This window comes from Bacillus sp. BML-BC051 (assembly GCF_019656175.1).
Lineage (GTDB): Bacteria > Bacillota > Bacilli > Bacillales > Bacillaceae_G > Bacillus_A > Bacillus_A mobilis.
This window is the reverse complement of record NZ_BPLI01000057.1, coordinates 17,345-33,483: the sequence shown is the minus strand read 5'-3', so window position 1 is coordinate 33,483 and position 16,139 is coordinate 17,345. Positions and strand designations below refer to the sequence as shown.

Annotated in this window: 14 protein-coding genes and 1 riboswitch; of the genes, 7 read left to right on the top strand and 7 right to left on the bottom strand. The window is 37.2% G+C overall.

All coding sequences use genetic code 11. The features are described from left to right. Positions 1–7: 7 nt before the first annotated feature. Positions 8–1,468, top strand: a complete 1,461-nt coding sequence (locus K5S59_RS21985; RefSeq protein WP_220784087.1) for a YheC/YheD family endospore coat-associated protein — start codon at positions 8–10, stop codon at positions 1,466–1,468. A gap of 16 nt (positions 1,469–1,484) precedes the next feature. Here the strand turns inward: K5S59_RS21985 and K5S59_RS21980 are convergent, their stop codons facing one another. After that, the gene (locus K5S59_RS21980) at positions 1,485–1,730 is read right to left on the bottom strand and encodes a hypothetical protein (protein WP_000510470.1); all 246 of its coding nucleotides are present in this window, start codon (positions 1,728–1,730) and stop codon (positions 1,485–1,487) included. A gap of 395 nt (positions 1,731–2,125) precedes the next feature. Here K5S59_RS21980 and sasP point away from each other — a divergent pair, with 395 nt between their 5' ends. Continuing rightward, positions 2,126–2,329 carry a small acid-soluble spore protein, SasP family gene (sasP, locus tag K5S59_RS21975; RefSeq protein ID WP_000013339.1) on the top strand — a complete coding sequence of 68 codons (204 nt, stop codon included), beginning with the start codon at positions 2,126–2,128 and terminating at the stop codon, positions 2,327–2,329. A gap of 51 nt (positions 2,330–2,380) precedes the next feature. Here sasP and K5S59_RS21970 read toward each other — a convergent pair whose 3' ends face one another. The 5 genes from K5S59_RS21970 to K5S59_RS21950 all read right to left on the bottom strand — a co-directional run bounded on the left by K5S59_RS21970 (position 2,381) and on the right by K5S59_RS21950 (position 8,655). Beyond that, positions 2,381–3,115, bottom strand: a complete 735-nt coding sequence (locus K5S59_RS21970; RefSeq protein ID WP_000623592.1) for an amino acid ABC transporter ATP-binding protein — start codon at positions 3,113–3,115, stop codon at positions 2,381–2,383. Between the two features lie 28 nt (positions 3,116–3,143). Next, positions 3,144–3,842, bottom strand: a complete 699-nt coding sequence (locus K5S59_RS21965) for an amino acid ABC transporter permease (RefSeq protein ID WP_033655982.1) — start codon at positions 3,840–3,842, stop codon at positions 3,144–3,146. Then, positions 3,829–4,626: an amino acid ABC transporter substrate-binding protein gene (locus tag K5S59_RS21960; RefSeq protein ID WP_000732853.1), complete on the bottom strand. Its 798-nt coding sequence runs from the start codon at positions 4,624–4,626 to the stop codon at positions 3,829–3,831. Before K5S59_RS21960 ends, K5S59_RS21965 begins: the two co-directional genes overlap by 14 nt. A gap of 271 nt (positions 4,627–4,897) precedes the next feature. After that, positions 4,898–6,898, bottom strand: a complete 2,001-nt coding sequence (locus K5S59_RS21955; RefSeq protein WP_000116631.1) for an ABC transporter ATP-binding protein — start codon at positions 6,896–6,898, stop codon at positions 4,898–4,900. Next, a complete protein-coding gene (locus K5S59_RS21950; protein ID WP_000953773.1) occupies positions 6,895–8,655 on the bottom strand; it encodes an ABC transporter ATP-binding protein in 1,761 nt (586 codons plus the stop codon). Before K5S59_RS21950 ends, K5S59_RS21955 begins: the two co-directional genes overlap by 4 nt. Positions 8,656–9,240: 585 nt before the next feature. Between K5S59_RS21950 and gapN the strand changes: the two genes are divergently transcribed. Continuing rightward, the gene (gene gapN / locus K5S59_RS21945; protein WP_000213624.1) at positions 9,241–10,680 is read left to right on the top strand and encodes an NADP-dependent glyceraldehyde-3-phosphate dehydrogenase; all 1,440 of its coding nucleotides are present in this window, start codon (positions 9,241–9,243) and stop codon (positions 10,678–10,680) included. 42 nt (positions 10,681–10,722) lie between these two features. Here gapN and racE read toward each other — a convergent pair whose 3' ends face one another. Then, a complete protein-coding gene (gene racE, locus K5S59_RS21940; protein ID WP_000109659.1) occupies positions 10,723–11,559 on the bottom strand; it encodes a glutamate racemase in 837 nt (278 codons plus the stop codon). Positions 11,560–11,759: 200 nt separating this feature from the next. Further along, positions 11,760–11,947, top strand: a riboswitch (Lysine riboswitch). 146 nt (positions 11,948–12,093) lie between these two features. Here racE and K5S59_RS21935 point away from each other — a divergent pair. From K5S59_RS21935 to K5S59_RS21920, 4 genes are all read left to right on the top strand, one after another. Beyond that, complete coding sequence (locus tag K5S59_RS21935; RefSeq protein ID WP_001186290.1) at positions 12,094–13,518, top strand: amino acid permease; 1,425 nt, start codon at positions 12,094–12,096, stop codon at positions 13,516–13,518. A 60-nt stretch (positions 13,519–13,578) separates the two neighbouring features. Next, positions 13,579–14,778: an ABC transporter permease gene (locus K5S59_RS21930; protein ID WP_120449531.1), complete on the top strand. Its 1,200-nt coding sequence runs from the start codon at positions 13,579–13,581 to the stop codon at positions 14,776–14,778. A gap of 280 nt (positions 14,779–15,058) precedes the next feature. Then, positions 15,059–15,574, top strand: a complete 516-nt coding sequence (locus K5S59_RS21925) for a type 1 glutamine amidotransferase domain-containing protein (protein WP_000037514.1) — start codon at positions 15,059–15,061, stop codon at positions 15,572–15,574. A gap of 325 nt (positions 15,575–15,899) precedes the next feature. After that, positions 15,900–16,103 carry a hypothetical protein gene (locus K5S59_RS21920; RefSeq protein WP_001063872.1) on the top strand — a complete coding sequence of 68 codons (204 nt, stop codon included), beginning with the start codon at positions 15,900–15,902 and terminating at the stop codon, positions 16,101–16,103. Positions 16,104–16,139 lie beyond the last annotated feature (36 nt).

Sequence of the window (16,139 nt, the reverse complement as noted above, 5' to 3'; positions counted from 1 at the left end):
ACCCATTTTGAAAGAGCACATATATACGTTAAACATTTCAGATGAGCATCCAAACAGTATTACTTTACCTTATATTTTTTCCATTACACCACCCATTACATCCCTTTCCTTCGGCGTACGCCATGTTGCAAGTGAAGAAGTAAAAATTCATTACTCCTTTACTCGCGAAATCATTATCGGACAACAAATTGCAGAGAAGCTTTTGCTTCCTCATTCCACTACCATTCATGCATTCACGCAAAATGAAACCATTATTTTCGGACCATTAATCGGGATTTTCACAACTGGTTTTAACGATGACTCTTCTAACCCTTTAGGAAGCCGATCAACTTCTCTTGGCGAGTTACTAACGCCGCCATTCACCTTGCGACCATTTGTATTCGTTTTTGGTGTGCAACATATAAACTGGGAAGATGAAACGATTGAAGGATATTTCTTTCAAGAGGAAAAGTGGATAAAGAAAAAAGTCCCTTTACCGAATGTCATTTACGACCGATTACCAAATCGTAAAGCCGAAAATTATAAACCGATCGTAAGAGCAAAAAGAAAATTAGAGCATGACTATGCTATTCCATGGTTTAATCCAGGATTTTTTAATAAATGGGAAGTGCACCAACTTCTTATGAAAGATGAATCCATTATGCCGTTATTACCAAACACAGAAACATTTCAGCACTTCGAGCAAGTTGAACGATTTCTCGGAACGTATAAATCGATTTACATGAAACCGATTCACGGCAGCTTCGGTAGAAATATTCATCAACTATTTTATTCTCAAGCAGAGAATTGCTACTACTGTCGTTATCGCGAAAATGAAGAAAACAAACTAAGAAAGTACCAATCATTAGAAACGCTTCTAAACCATGTGTTAAAAGGACATGATTTAAAAAAGTTTATCGTACAACAAGGTATTCCATTACTTCGCTTCGATGGGCAACCTGTTGATTTCCGCATTCATACAAATAAAAATCATTTCGGCCAATGGATGGTCAGTGCAATCGTTGCAAAAATTGCTGGCAAAGGTAGCTTAACAACGCATGTAAATAGCGGTGGCGATACAAAATTACTACAAGAACTTTTTCCTGATTCAACAAAACAAGTTCAAATTGAAAATAAATTAAAACAAACTGCCTTACAAATCAGTTACGCGCTCGATGAACAAGTAACCGGAAATATTGGAGAAATTGGTTTTGATATCGGTTTAGACACGCAGGAAAACCCGTGGCTCTTTGAAGCAAACTCTAAACCTGGGCGAACTGTATTCCAAGATGAAAAGTTAAAAGAGCAAAGTGAACTAACGCGCCAATTATTTTACGAATATGCCATCTACTTAACTGAACATTCTTTGCGCGATGCAAAAGAAAAAATGTCTCAAATAAAATCAGGAGCTTCCTCAAGCACTGAGCATATCCCTTCCCCTATGATTCACTCACAAATACAAAAACAAAAACTTCCACCTCATTCATAAGGTGGAAGTTTTCTATTTACACAAGTTTCACTACAACCTCTGTTTCCACATTACATACTCCGCAATAAAAAATATGATTGCAGTATTCATTTGAACTATTATGTGTTAAACCATCTACTGCACTTAATAATTCTTGGTCCATATACGCACTATAATCGTCTATGTAATCTACAGCCTTCCCATAATCTTGGAGTATACTTTGGCAATTTTGACAAGAATATGTTTGTGATTCTAATGCATTGCAAAGCGGGCAAATTCCCATCACGATTCCTCCATACGTTATCATTTACAAGCTGATTGAAGAGAGCATCTAGCCGTGCATAGGAGCATTTTGATCCGCCCCTATTCAAAATAGAACTATAAAGTTAATGATTTTCCCCCGAGTAGCGGGATACAAAAAACATATTTCAAATCGCTCTTAGTTTAGCCTTCTTTCTAAAAAATACAACGATAACTCTTATTTCATACTTTACGAAATCACTAACATTTTTACAAAATTTACAAATTATTATTTCGTATATCTTTCTAGGTAACATCCATACTATGAGTACAAACTTAATTACCGATGGATTAGCGCCAAACGGGGCGACAATCTGGTTCAATTCCAGCTAGTCCAACCAAAAAAAATTTTTATAACTCTAAGGAGGATATATTCCTATGGCAAACCAAAATTCTTCAAATCAATTAGTAGTACCAGGAGCAACAGCAGCAATCGACCAAATGAAGTACGAAATCGCTCAAGAATTTGGTGTACAATTAGGAGCAGATTCTACGGCTCGTGCTAACGGTTCTGTTGGTGGAGAAATTACAAAACGTCTAGTTGCAATGGCTGAGCAAAGCCTTGGCGGATTCCAAAAATAAATATATATGGCAAAAAGGTCTCAAGGCATATGCCTTGAGACCTTCCTTCATTTATTGCAACATTTGTAAAAACTTCTTCGTACGTTCTTCTTTTGGATTTGTAAATACTTCTTCTGGTGTACCTTGTTCGACAACGACACCGCCATCCATGAAAATAACACGATTCGCAATTTGATGTGCAAAACGCATTTCATGCGTTACAATCACCATCGTCATGCCCTCTTTCGCAAGTTCTTTCATTACTTTCAGAACTTCTTGAACGAGTTCAGGATCAAGCGCTGACGTTGGCTCATCAAATAGTAACACTTCCGGCTCCATCGCAAGCGCGCGAGCAATTCCAACGCGCTGTTGTTGTCCGCCTGATAATTGGAATGGATATAAGTCTACTTTATCCGCAAGACCAACTTTTTCAAGGAAATAGTTTGCTTTTTTCTTCGCATCTTCTTTCCCCATCTTTTTCACTGTAACAAGCCCTTCCATAACATTTTGAAGTGCTGTTAAATGCGGGAATAAGTTATGGTGCTGGAATACCATACCTGTTTGCGTACGAAGGTTAACAATATCTTTCTTCGATACTTTTTGAGAGAAGTCGAGCTCTTTATTACCGATTCGAATATTACCAGCGTTCGGCGTTTCTAACACGTTGAGACAACGCAGAAATGTCGTTTTACCAGATCCAGATGGCCCGATAATAACAACAACTTCCCCCTTCTCAACTGATAAATCTATATGCTTTAGTACGGTATTATCTCCGAAACTTTTTTGTAAATGTTGAATTGAAATCATAAAAACAAAAACTCCTTTTATGAAAGGGTTATTTTAGAGTGTAACGTTCTGAACGTTTTTCTAATATTTGTTGCACAATAGATAATAAGAAGCAAATTACCCAATAAATAAGACCTGCTTCGAAATAAACAATTAAAAACTCGTAGTTCATTGCCGCAATTTCCTGCGCTTTTCGGAACATTTCTGTTACTAAAATTAACGATGCTAATGAAGTATCCTTCACTAAACTAATAAATGTATTCGAAAGCGGCGGGATAGATACGCGCGTCGCTTGCGGTAAAATAACACGTTTTAGCGCTTGCGGATACGTCATCCCAATTGTGTAAGCTGCTTCCCACTGCCCTTTCGGAATGGAAAGGATAGAAGCACGAATAATTTCAGATGCATACGCACCGACATTTAATGAGAATCCAATAACTGCTGCTGTATATGGCTCAACTTCAATATTAAGAGTTGGAAGACCATAGAAAATAATAAATAACTGTACAAGAAGTGGCGTTCCGCGAATGATAGATACATAGATACGAGCAATCCATTGTAAAATACGACTACCTGAAATACGTGCAAGCGCCGTTAACGTCGCAAGTATAATCCCGATAATAAATGTAATAAGCGTTAATGGAATTGTCGTAAACACAGCTTCCTTCAGCATAGGCATGAAGGAAGACTGCATAATATCTATCCAAGTAGACAATCGATCTGAAACCAATGCGCTACTTAGATACATTTTCACCGAACCATTTTTTCGCTATTTTATCGTACGTACCGTCTTTTTTCATATCTTCTAACGCTTTATTTACTTCTTGTACTAGCTTATCGCTACCTTTACGGAATAAGAATCCACTTTGTGAAGCTTCTTTTTCTGTATCTACAATTTTAATTTTTGCATCTTTTTTCGTTTCTAAGTAGTTTAACACTGATAATTTATCATTAATTGTGAAATCAACGCGGCCAGTGTTTAATAATTCTGCTGCTTGGCTAAAGCCTTCTACATTCGTAATTTCTGCGCCATTTTTCTTAGCAATATCTGCATAGTTACTTGTTAAAGATTGTGCTGCTTTTAATCCTTTTACATCAGCAAATGTAGCAGGTTTATCTTTATCTTTTGCAATAACTAATACCGCTGAAGATGAAACGTATGGGCTAGAGAAATCATATTTCTTTTGACGATCTTCACGAATACCAACTTCGTTTGCAACCATGTCGAAACGTTTTGCATCTAGACCAGCAAGTAAGCTATCCCATTGTGTTTCTTTAAATACAGGTTTTACCCCTAAACGTTTTGAAACTTCTTCTGCTAATTCAACATCAAATCCAGTTAATTTATTGCTTGAATCGTGGAATGTGAACGGTGGATATGTACCTTCTGTTCCAATTACAAGTTCACCACTTTGTTTTATCTTTTGTAACGCATCTTGACTAGCTGTATCTTTTTTCTCTTCTTTACCGCAGCCGGCTACAATCCCGATCGCTAATGTAGTTACTGCAAGTACTGAAAATAATTTTTTCATGATGGTAATCCTCCAAGTATTCTGATAGGAATTTAAAAACTATATTGATTGTATGCAATCTTGAACAATTTTTCAATGAAAATGTTCTTATTTAGTTTATCCTTTTTCTTCATAATCAAACAAAAGAGGAAAATAAGGCTACATACAAAAAATAAGTAACATTTTTTAATATAGCATTTATAAAGAAAAAGGTAAAACAATACTACTTATTTAACTGCCCTGATTCACAAAAAAAGAACTTGTGAAAATCACAAGTTCTCCTCCATACCTATTAAGCGCTCTGATTACCTTCCATTTGCGTTTTGTACATATCGTAATAACGCCCGCGCTTTTTCATTAGCTCATCATGAGAGCCTTTTTCCAAGATTGTTCCTCTATCAAGCACAATAATTTGATCTGCGCTTTTAATTGTGGAAAGACGGTGAGCAATAATAAATGTCGTTCTTCCTTTTTTCACAACTTCTAGCGCTTGTTGAATCATCGCTTCCGTCTCTGTATCGATACTAGATGTCGCTTCATCTAAAATTAAAATTGCCGGATCAAAAGCAAGTGCCCTAGCAAACGATATAAGTTGACGTTCTCCGGTTGAAAGTGTACTTCCTTTCTCCGTAATTTCTTCATTTATATTATTCGCAAATCTTTCAGCACCAACATCACGTAATGCTTTTACGATGCGCTCTTTTGAAATTTTTTCATTCTCTAAGCTAACATTAGATGCTACTGTCCCGCTAAATAAAAACGGATCTTGCAGTACAATTCCCATATGTTCACGAGTTGCTTGTTTCGGCATCTCTTTTACATCGTGACCGTCAATTGTAAGCTTACCTTTTTCAAACTCATAAAACTGGAAGAGTACATTCATAATGGAACTTTTCCCTGATCCAGTATGACCGACAAGCGCTACTGTCTCGCCTTGTTTCGCTTCAAAAGAAATATTTTTTAACACTTCATCTTTTCCATTATAAGAAAACGACACATTATCAAACTTCACATTTCCTTGTAAGCGAGGCATACGTTCCTCTTCTACTGCTTCCCCTTTTTCCTCTAACAATTCAAAAACACGCTCTGATGCAACGCGCGATTGTTCTAAGTTAGCCAGCTGATTTACCATATTTGTAATCGGAGAGAACAATCGTGTTAAATAATCAACGAACGCATACAGTATCCCTAAAGAAATGACGCCTGAAGCACTTAATGAAGCACCACCGAAATACCAAATCACACCTGTGAATGCGATATTTCTTAAGACAGACACTAAGTTATGCGAAGTTGCTGCATTTAAGTTCAAAATTTTATTTTGATACTTAAAATAATCGCCATTTAATTCTTCAAATTCTTTCTTCGTTTCACGCTCTTGACGGAACGCTTGAATAATTGGCATCCCTTGAATGGATTCATTCACTGTTCCATTAATATCAGATAAACGTGAACGCATTTTATGATTGTATACAGACGCATACTTTCTATAAAGAATTGCCCAAACGATTAAAATCGGGATGATGAGTAAACATAACGTCGCCAATTTTACATCGAGTAAAAATAGCGCAGCGAATATCCCGATAATATAAATGATACTAGAAACGAATGTCGCAAGTACCGTCACGTATAAATCCCGAATGGCTTCCGTATCATTCGTGACACGCGATACAATTTTCCCTGCTGGTAAATGATCGAAATAACGAATCGGCAACGTTTGAATATGAGAAAAGACATCTTCCCTCATAATTTGAATAATTTTGTTCGCTGCCTTCTGTAAGAAAAATTGCTTTCCGTATGCAAATAAGGAAACGACTACTAATAAAGCGAAATAGCCACCACCAAGTAATAATAGACGGTTTATTTCTGGTTTATAAAACGCAAACACTTCTTCTTTTGTTAATACTTTCGCTTTATACACCTGCACCGCCTTACCATTTTGAACGGTAATCATATCACCTTTTACAGTACGTGATCCTTCAGCATTCACTTTATTTGGCACAAAGTAATATTGAAAACCGACTTGCATCACGCGTACTTCTTTTCCTTTTTTCTCACCTTCCTGGAAGCGATCACTTCGCTTATAGAAGGTACCATTATACGAAACAGCCTCTTCACTCTTTTCTGTTTCATACCAAGGTTTCTCGATTCCAACGATATGATCGTCAATCATCGTTTTCGCGACGAAAGGACCGGCAAGCTCCGCGATAACGAAAATAAATAACATTAGCATCGCTGCAAAAATCGTCCCTTTCACTTTCATCGCGTATTGAAACAATCGTTTTGAAACGCTCATATTTTCACCCCACTATCCGCACTTTCACTTTCCCCTTGTTGTCTTTCGAACTGCTCAGCATACCAGCCTCCACTTTTAATAAGCTGATCATGCGTACCCTCTTCCATTACTTCCCCTTCATCCATAACGAGAATCCAATCCGCATGTTGTACGGCAGATAAACGGTGCGTCGTAATAATCGTCGTCTTTCCGCTTCTTTCTGTTCTTATATTTTCAATAATCGCTGCTTCCGTACGAGCATCAACAGCTGATAACGAATCGTCCAAAATTAAAATTTCTGGATTTTGAATAACAGCTCGCGCAATCGAGATCCTTTGTTTTTGCCCTCCCGATAAAGAAACACCTTTCTCTCCAACGAGCGTTTCTAACCCTTCTGGTAAAAACTCTAAATCCTTTGTAAACGCCGCGATTTCAATCGCTTTCTCGAGTTCTTCCTCAGTCGCTTCTCGGTTTCCGAATAAAATATTTTCCCTCGCTGTTTTTGAGAACAAAATATGTTCCTGAGGTACATACCCAATCCACCCGAGTACATTTTCATTCGCTATGTTATTTAACGTCACATCAGAGACTGCAATATCCCCATCTCCAAGCGGATATTGACGAAGAAGCTGACGTACGAGCGTCGTTTTTCCGCTTCCTGTTTTTCCAACAACCCCAAGTGTTTCCCCTTGTTTTAACGTAAACGAAACCTTCTTTAAATTTGTTTCAGTTGATGAAGGATATGAAAAGGTAACGTCATCGAACTGAATATAATCCGGCTCTTGTACAAGCTTTGGATTTTTCGGATCCTTTACATCTGGTTCATACGCTAACGTTTCATTCACACGGTCTAATGAAGCATTTCCTCGTTGCATAACATTGATTAATTCACCAATTGCAAACATCGGCCAAATCATCATCCCTAAATACACGTTAAATGAAACAAGTTCACCAAGTGTTACCTTTGATTGAAATACAAGATACGCGCCATACACTAAACCGATTAAATAACTAAGGCCAACAAGCATTTTCACAGTTGGCTGGAATAATGCATCAATTCTAGCTACCTTCATATTTTTTTCGTAGACGTCATCTCCTAAATGATGAAATCTTTCCTGATCTGCGTTCTCTTGTACGTATGCACGAATAACGCGCACGCCAGCGATCGATTCTAGTACTTTATCGTTCATATCACCGAACGCATCTTGCGCAACTGTAAATCTTTCATGCAATTTCTTTCCATATATATTCATCGCATACGCCATAATCGGAAGCGGTATAAGTGCCGCAAATGTAAGCTCCCAACTAATTGTAAATCCCATCATAAAGACAATCGTAAGCATATATAAACTCGAATCCACGAGCGTTAATATACCGAAACCAGCTGTCATAGCAATTGCTTTTAAATCATTTGTCGCTCTCGCCATTAAATCACCAGTACGATTTTTTTGATAAAACGTCGGTGTCATTTTAAGTAAATGCCCCATAAATTTAGAGCGCATCGTCTTCTCCAGTACGAATGCTCCTCCAAACAATTGATGTTGCCAAACGAAAGTAAGACCGTATCCAACGATCGTAACCCCTATTAAAATAAGAATAGATTGCATAATTGCTTCATTCGATAACGTTCCTGTTTTTATGTTATCAATCGTAACCCCTAACACTTTCGGGGGAATAACTTCAACTATATTTACAATTAAAAGAGCTCCAATGGCGATACTATATCTCTTCCAATGCTCTTTAAAAAACCATTTTAACTTTAGTAATACTGATAACAATGTAACCTCTCCCTTCTCGTGCTCGTTTCCCTCTCATTTCTTTATCCACTATCCAGACCCATCACATTTACATTTCGTAACCCATACAATCTCATCACATTTTTCCACCTTCCAAAGTTTTATATAGTAATGTGGAAAACAAAAAAAAGCATACCGCCGCTTGACGATATGCACAGAAATGCATAAAAGCGTACGTTACGATATACGCAACGTACGCTTTTTATAAGACAAAGATGCCTTATATATCCGCACGGGTTGCGTAATGATATGAATGTTTTCTGCCATTTAACAGAGCTAAGCCCATTACATTTACGATTACAATCATTACGCACACCCCCTTCATTTATTTTCCATTTATAATCTTACAACTTTATTGAGTATTCTGTCAATTGTTTTTTTGCAAACCGAATAAAAATATACGCTACATCCGTTTGAAATAAGAGAATCTTCTGTAAGAAAGGGCATACAAAATAAAAAAAGAATAAGAAATCGTTTTCACAAACATTTCATTTGAAAAATGTTATCAAACCCCCTACAATCACCTTATACTCACTCTTACAAGTTGCTATTTTAGGAGGACTAATCATGACAACTAGCAATACGTACAAATTTTATTTAAACGGAGAATGGAGAGAAAGCTCTTCAGGAGAAACAATCGAAATTCCATCTCCATACTTACACGAAGTAATTGGACAAGTACAAGCAATTACTCGCGGAGAAGTAGATGAAGCAATTGCATCTGCAAAAGAAGCTCAAAAATCATGGGCAGAAGCTTCTCTACAAGATCGCGCAAAATATTTATATAAATGGGCTGATGAGCTCGTAAATATGCAAGATGAAATTGCCGATATCATTATGAAAGAAGTCGGTAAAGGATATAAAGATGCGAAGAAAGAAGTTGTTCGTACAGCTGACTTCATTCGTTATACTATCGAAGAAGCTTTACATATGCACGGAGAAAGCATGATGGGCGATAGCTTCCCTGGCGGAACGAAGTCTAAACTTGCGATCATCCAACGCGCACCACTTGGTGTTGTATTAGCAATCGCACCATTTAACTACCCAGTAAACTTATCTGCTGCAAAACTTGCACCAGCATTAATTATGGGTAACGCTGTTATTTTCAAACCAGCAACTCAAGGTGCAATTAGTGGTATTAAAATGGTGGAAGCACTTCATAAAGCTGGTCTGCCAAAAGGACTTGTAAACGTAGCGACAGGACGCGGTTCTGTAATTGGTGACTACTTAGTAGAACACGAAGGCATCAATATGGTATCGTTCACAGGTGGTACAAACACAGGTAAACATTTAGCGAAAAAAGCTGCAATGATTCCACTTGTATTAGAACTTGGTGGTAAAGACCCTGGTATCGTTCGTGAAGATGCTGACTTACAAGATGCTGCAAACCATATCGTAAGCGGTGCATTCTCTTACTCTGGTCAACGTTGTACAGCTATTAAACGTGTACTTGTACACGAAAACGTAGCAGACGAGCTTGTTAGCTTATTAAAAGCGCAAGTAGCTGAACTATCAGTTGGATCTCCAGAACAAGACAGCACAATCGTTCCATTAATCGACGACAAGTCTGCTGACTTCGTTCAAGGTTTAGTTGATGACGCTGTTGAAAAAGGTGCAACAATTGTTATCGGTAACAAACGTGAGCGTAACTTAATTTACCCAACATTAATCGACCACGTAACAGAAGAAATGAAAGTTGCTTGGGAAGAGCCATTCGGCCCAATCCTTCCAATCATCCGTGTTTCTTCAGATGAGCAAGCAATTGAAATTGCTAACAAATCAGAGTTCGGCTTACAAGCAAGTGTCTTCACAAAAGACATTAACAAAGCATTTGCAATTGCTAACAAAATCGAAACTGGTTCTGTTCAAATTAACGGACGCACAGAGCGCGGCCCTGACCACTTCCCATTCATCGGTGTAAAAGGTTCAGGTATGGGCGCACAAGGTATTCGTAAGAGCCTTGAGTCTATGACACGTGAAAAAGTAACTGTATTAAACTTCGTTTAATCTTATATGTAGAAGCTGATCTAGTTTTAGATCAGCTTCTTTTTATACAATTGAGTTCACGAGTTGTTTTTCCATAGTTAAATTCACACATTCTACAGAAATTTGATATCCTAGCCATCTCTCAGCGATATGTCCAAATGATAAGGCATAGCCTGTTGTAAAAAAGCGATGCTTCGGATTCAAATCGTCAGACAAAATTCCTTTGTGCTGTAAAATTGTGCTTAACTCTATCGCTGTTTCTTCTGCGGAACTAATAATCGTTACATCTTCTCCTAGTTCCTTTTTTATATAGGACTCTAAAAGTGGATAATGCGTACACCCAAGAATTAACGTATCTATATCTTCCTTCGTTAATGGCAGTAAAGCTTGTTTCACTTGCTCGGTTACATATGCTGTATCTTCTAATTGATTTTCTACAACTGTAGCTAAAGTTGGGCACGCATGACTATGCACTTCTAAATATGTATCAAGCTCGTGCAATGCTTTTTCGTACATATTAGACTGTATCGTACCTACAGTTCCAATTACTCCGATTTTCCCTTTCTTTGTCACTTTAATTGCCGCTCTTGCTCCCGGATGTATAACGCCAATAACCGGAATGGATAGTGCTTCTTGCAACGCAGTCAATGCAGCAGCTGCAGCAGTATTACATGCTACCACTAGAGCTTTTAACGGAAACTGTTTGAGGAACTCAACCATTTCAAATACGAAAGATTGTACCTCTTCTACACTTCTTGGCCCATACGGACAACGCTCATTATCACCAATATAATAAATGCTCTCTTTAGGCAATTGTCTTATAATTTCGCTCGCAACTGTTAATCCCCCAACTCCCGAATCTAACACACCTATTACTGAATGTTTATGACATACAGACATATACTTCATCCCCTTCTCAATCTTCTAGCGCCAATAACATTTATTATATTATGAAAATTCAATATTACATAACAATCCCTCTCCCTTTTAATCACAAACTCTTCCCTATAATCTGATTATTTCTATATCCATTGACGTATAAAAATTCATTTGTTACTCTTAAAGACGTTAATTTAATATTTAAATCCTCATTCGTATCTCGGTGAGGTAGAGGTTGCAGTCATTAAGAGTATCATTTCAGGAGATGTAGTGGCATTGATGAAGGAATGAGAAAGGAATGATTGCCGAAGTAAGCCCGTGTCCACCATGCACGCTTGCTGGGTCTGCATTTAATAAGTGCAGAACTGTCACAAACGAAACGTTTCGTTTGTGGAGAGCTATCGAGAGGTATGTCGTGGGTTTCTTATAAGATAGAAAGCATGTAGCGGCAAATTACGTGCTTTTTTTGTTTTGTTTGGGACTTCTCTTCTCTACTAAGAAGACATACATATCTCCTCGCTTGACTTGGTTATACTAACTTTGGAGGTATTTTCTATGCAACAAAAAAAATGGGGCTTTTGGGTACTAACAGCTTTCGTTGTCGGTAACATGGTTGGCGCTGGGATTTTCATGGTGCCAAGTACGTTGGCACAAACAGCAAGCCCTCTCGGTGTCACTTTAGCTTGGTTAACAACAGGGTTTGGTGTTTTAATGCTAGCTCTTGTTTTCGGTAATTTAGCAATTCGTCGTCCTGATTTAACGACAGGACCACAAAGTCATGCATATGCTTTATTCTCAACACCAAAAAAGAAAAAAATGGCTGGTTTCAGTATGGTATGGGGATATTGGGTTGCAAACTGGGCAAGTAACGTTGCCATCATTACATCTTTCGCGGGATATTTATCACTCTTTTTCCCAATTATGAAAGATACACGACTACTCTTTTCAATCGGCTCGTTCGATATAGAAGTCGGAAAACTAATTACATTTACGATTTGTTCCATCTTACTTTGGGGAACTCATATTATATTAACAAACGGTGTAAGCGGAGCTGGAAAGCTAAACTTCTTAGCAACAACAACGAAAGTAACTGGATTCCTTTTATTCATCGTCGTTACGTTATTTGCATTCGAAGCTTCTAAGTTTGGACAATGGTACACACCGATGATCGATAAATCAGGTGTATCACACGGCCTTCTTTCACAAGTAAACTTAGCTGCTCTTACAACGCTTTGGGCATTTATCGGAATTGAATCGGCAGTACTTTTATCAAACCGTGCTACCTCTCCTAAAACAGTAAAACGCGCAACAGTTGCAGGATTACTTATTACAGTTGCGATTTACTTAGGAATTACGATTTTAACAATGGGTGTACTTCACGTTGATAAATTACAAGCTTCTGAACGTCCATTAGCAGATGCATTAAACGCTGCAATGGGTCATGGCGGCGGGAAACTGATGGCATTACTTGCTCTTACTTCCCTATTCGGTTCTATATTAGGCTGGATTTTATTAAGCTCAGAAGTACCGTATCAAGCAGCAAAAGAAGGTTTCTTCCCTTCCTTCTTCACGAAAACAAATAAAAAAGGAAGTCCAATTTACTCATTACGATTAACAAACATTATGTCGCAAGTGTTCTTATTCTCAACATTATCAGGAACTATTGCGGAAGCTTATACATTCGTTATTACCGTATCAACACTGGCCTACCTCATTCCATATCTCGTTTCACCAATCTTCCAGTTAAAACTAGTCGCAACTGGTGAAACATATAAAAATGAAATGCGGGCAAGAATTACAGATGGTATAGTCGCAGTAATCGCACTTTGCTACGCACTATGGGTTATTAAAACCGGTGCATCCGATATAAAAACGTTCCTTCTCGGAATTGGTTTATTCGTAATCGGCTTTGCCTTCTATCCATTAATGAATCGTGATCAGAAAAAAAATAACGAAAAGAAAAACGAGCAAGTTGCATAACGCAATTTGCTCGTTTTTTCTTTTGTAAAACATATATAATAGAACAAAGAGGTGAAAAACATGTCAATCGAATCACTATGGAGCAGTCGCTTCCAACAACATATGCAAAATATCATTACATACTTTGCACGTATGATTAACGGTTTACTATATAGCTTTATCTTTATTTCATGCGTTGGCGCATACTACTATGCTCAGTTTCTAAAAGCATCTCCTTCTAAAGAAATAGCTTTACTACTCATCACGATTGTACTTACATTCATTATAACGAGATGCCCGATCCGTACATTTATTCAAAAACCTGATGCTGTCTATTTGCTTGCATTAGAAGAGAAACTAACGTCTTATTTTAAAAAATCTCTTCTATATAATTACATCATTCAGCTTTTTCCATTATTATTTACGTTCCTTATTCTCGTTCCACTTGCAATGCAATCATTACAAGTAACGGTACCTTTCTTATGTACAATCTTTATCATTTTAATGATTACGAAAGCTTGGAATATGTACATACATTGGATGTGGCGTGATAGCCATGAAAAAAACATATGGTTCATTATTCGTATTGCTTGTAACGCACTCATTATTTACATGCTGTTTTACTCAGCACATGTTCTCATATTAGGCGGATTACTCTTACTACTTGCTTTCCTACTTCTATACACGAAAAAACAGCCTACAAAACGAATACCGTGGGATTACATAATTGAACAAGAAGAAAAAATGAACGTTCGTTTTTATCAATTTGCTAGCATTTTCACCGATGTTCCGCAACTGAATAAGCAAGTAAATAAAAGAAAATGGCTTACAAATTGGATTGAACCTTTATTACATAAAAAACGAGCAACTTTCTTCTATTTACATACACTCGCATTTTTACGCGGGAATGATTATTTCGGTATATATATCCGCTTAGGGTTAATCGGTGCCTTCGCCTTATATTTTATACCAAACATATACGCAAAAGGTGCTATCTCTTACATCGTCCTATATATGATTTCTATGCAGCTACGTTCCTTATGGAAATATTTTTCGGGAAATATTATTGTAGCATTATATCCAATTGATACTGAAAAACGAATGAACCAATTTCTTCGCTTAATCTTTATATTACTAAGCATTCAACTCATTGTATTTTCGAGTGTTATACTCATTGCTACAGGTCAATTTTTACATAGCCTTATCCTTATGATTATTGGGTTACTCTGGATCAAATTTATTATTGTCCCAAAAACGAAGCAACGAATTTCTGCGTTTTAACGAAAGGAATTATCTTAAAATCCAAGGAGAAAACAAATTATCTCCTTGGATTTTTTATTTTTCTTCCTCAAACAAGAATTACCGGCACAACCGATATTTTATGATTTTACATACAAAAACGATAATACATGTTTACGTCCTAATAAAAAGGGTATGTATTAAAGTAACAGGGCAAAGAAACTGGAGGGAATGAAAAACATGAATTAAAGTTTCACTTTATAAAAGACATTGCTCAAGGATGATTCTGAAACCGATAATATAATGTAAGGAGCGGATTAGAATGAGTAAAAAAATTGCTATTTTAATAACAGATTATTTCGAGGACACAGAATACACAGAGCCAGCAGAAGCTTTTAAACAAAAGGGATATGAATTAACAACTATTGAAGCAGAAAAAGGTAAAACGATACACGGTAAACAAGGAAAAAGTGAAGTTGTAATTGATAAAGGTATCGATGATGTTTCTCCAGAGAACTTTGATGCCCTCTTCATACCAGGCGGATTTTCCCCAGATATACTTCGTGCAGATGAACGTTTCGTTCGCTTTAGCAAAGCATTTATGGATGCGAAAAAACCTGTTTTTGCTATTTGTCACGGCCCCCAATTACTCATCACTGCCCAAACGCTTGAAGGACGTGATGTGACTGGATATAAATCCATTTCGGTCGATTTAAAAAATGCCGGTGGAAATTTCCATGATAAAGAAGTCGTCGTATGCCAAAATCAATTAGTTACAAGTAGACAACCGGAAGACATCCCCGCGTTTATTGAAGAATCGTTGCGTATATTAGGATAGCTACTTTGGTTAACTAACCTCCTTTTATTTACATGAAAATAATTAATCAGTGGGGTTTTATTCATCCCCCACTGATTAATTAGCCCTCACCAACTGGTCGTTTACAGAAAATCCGACCACCACAAATAGCGGGATAAATAAAAAGAGTGTAATCCAAAAGTGTAGTTTTAATGGCCTTTTGGGTTACACTCTTTTCTCGTCCCAAAATTTCTAATCACTTTTCATAGGCATTTCTCATATAGTGAAAATGACTATACGATTCCTATCCATAAGTTAAATAATAAATTTACACATATATAAATAAAAAAAGATGGGAGCCTTAATCATGAATAACAATCCACCTTCAACGCCCCAAGACAACTCCGAAAACAATAGCCGTGACATTACACTGCAAACATTAAGGGTCATCGGACTCGTCGTCCTTATTAGTGGTTATATCCTCGTTGCGCTCTCTGAAGTAGGTGAGCTGAAAGTCTTATTAACAAACCCAAATAGCAATCCTGATTTAGCTGAAGTTGATCCGTTTTAAAAGCCATATGAAAAGCGATTTCTAGTATCGCTTTTC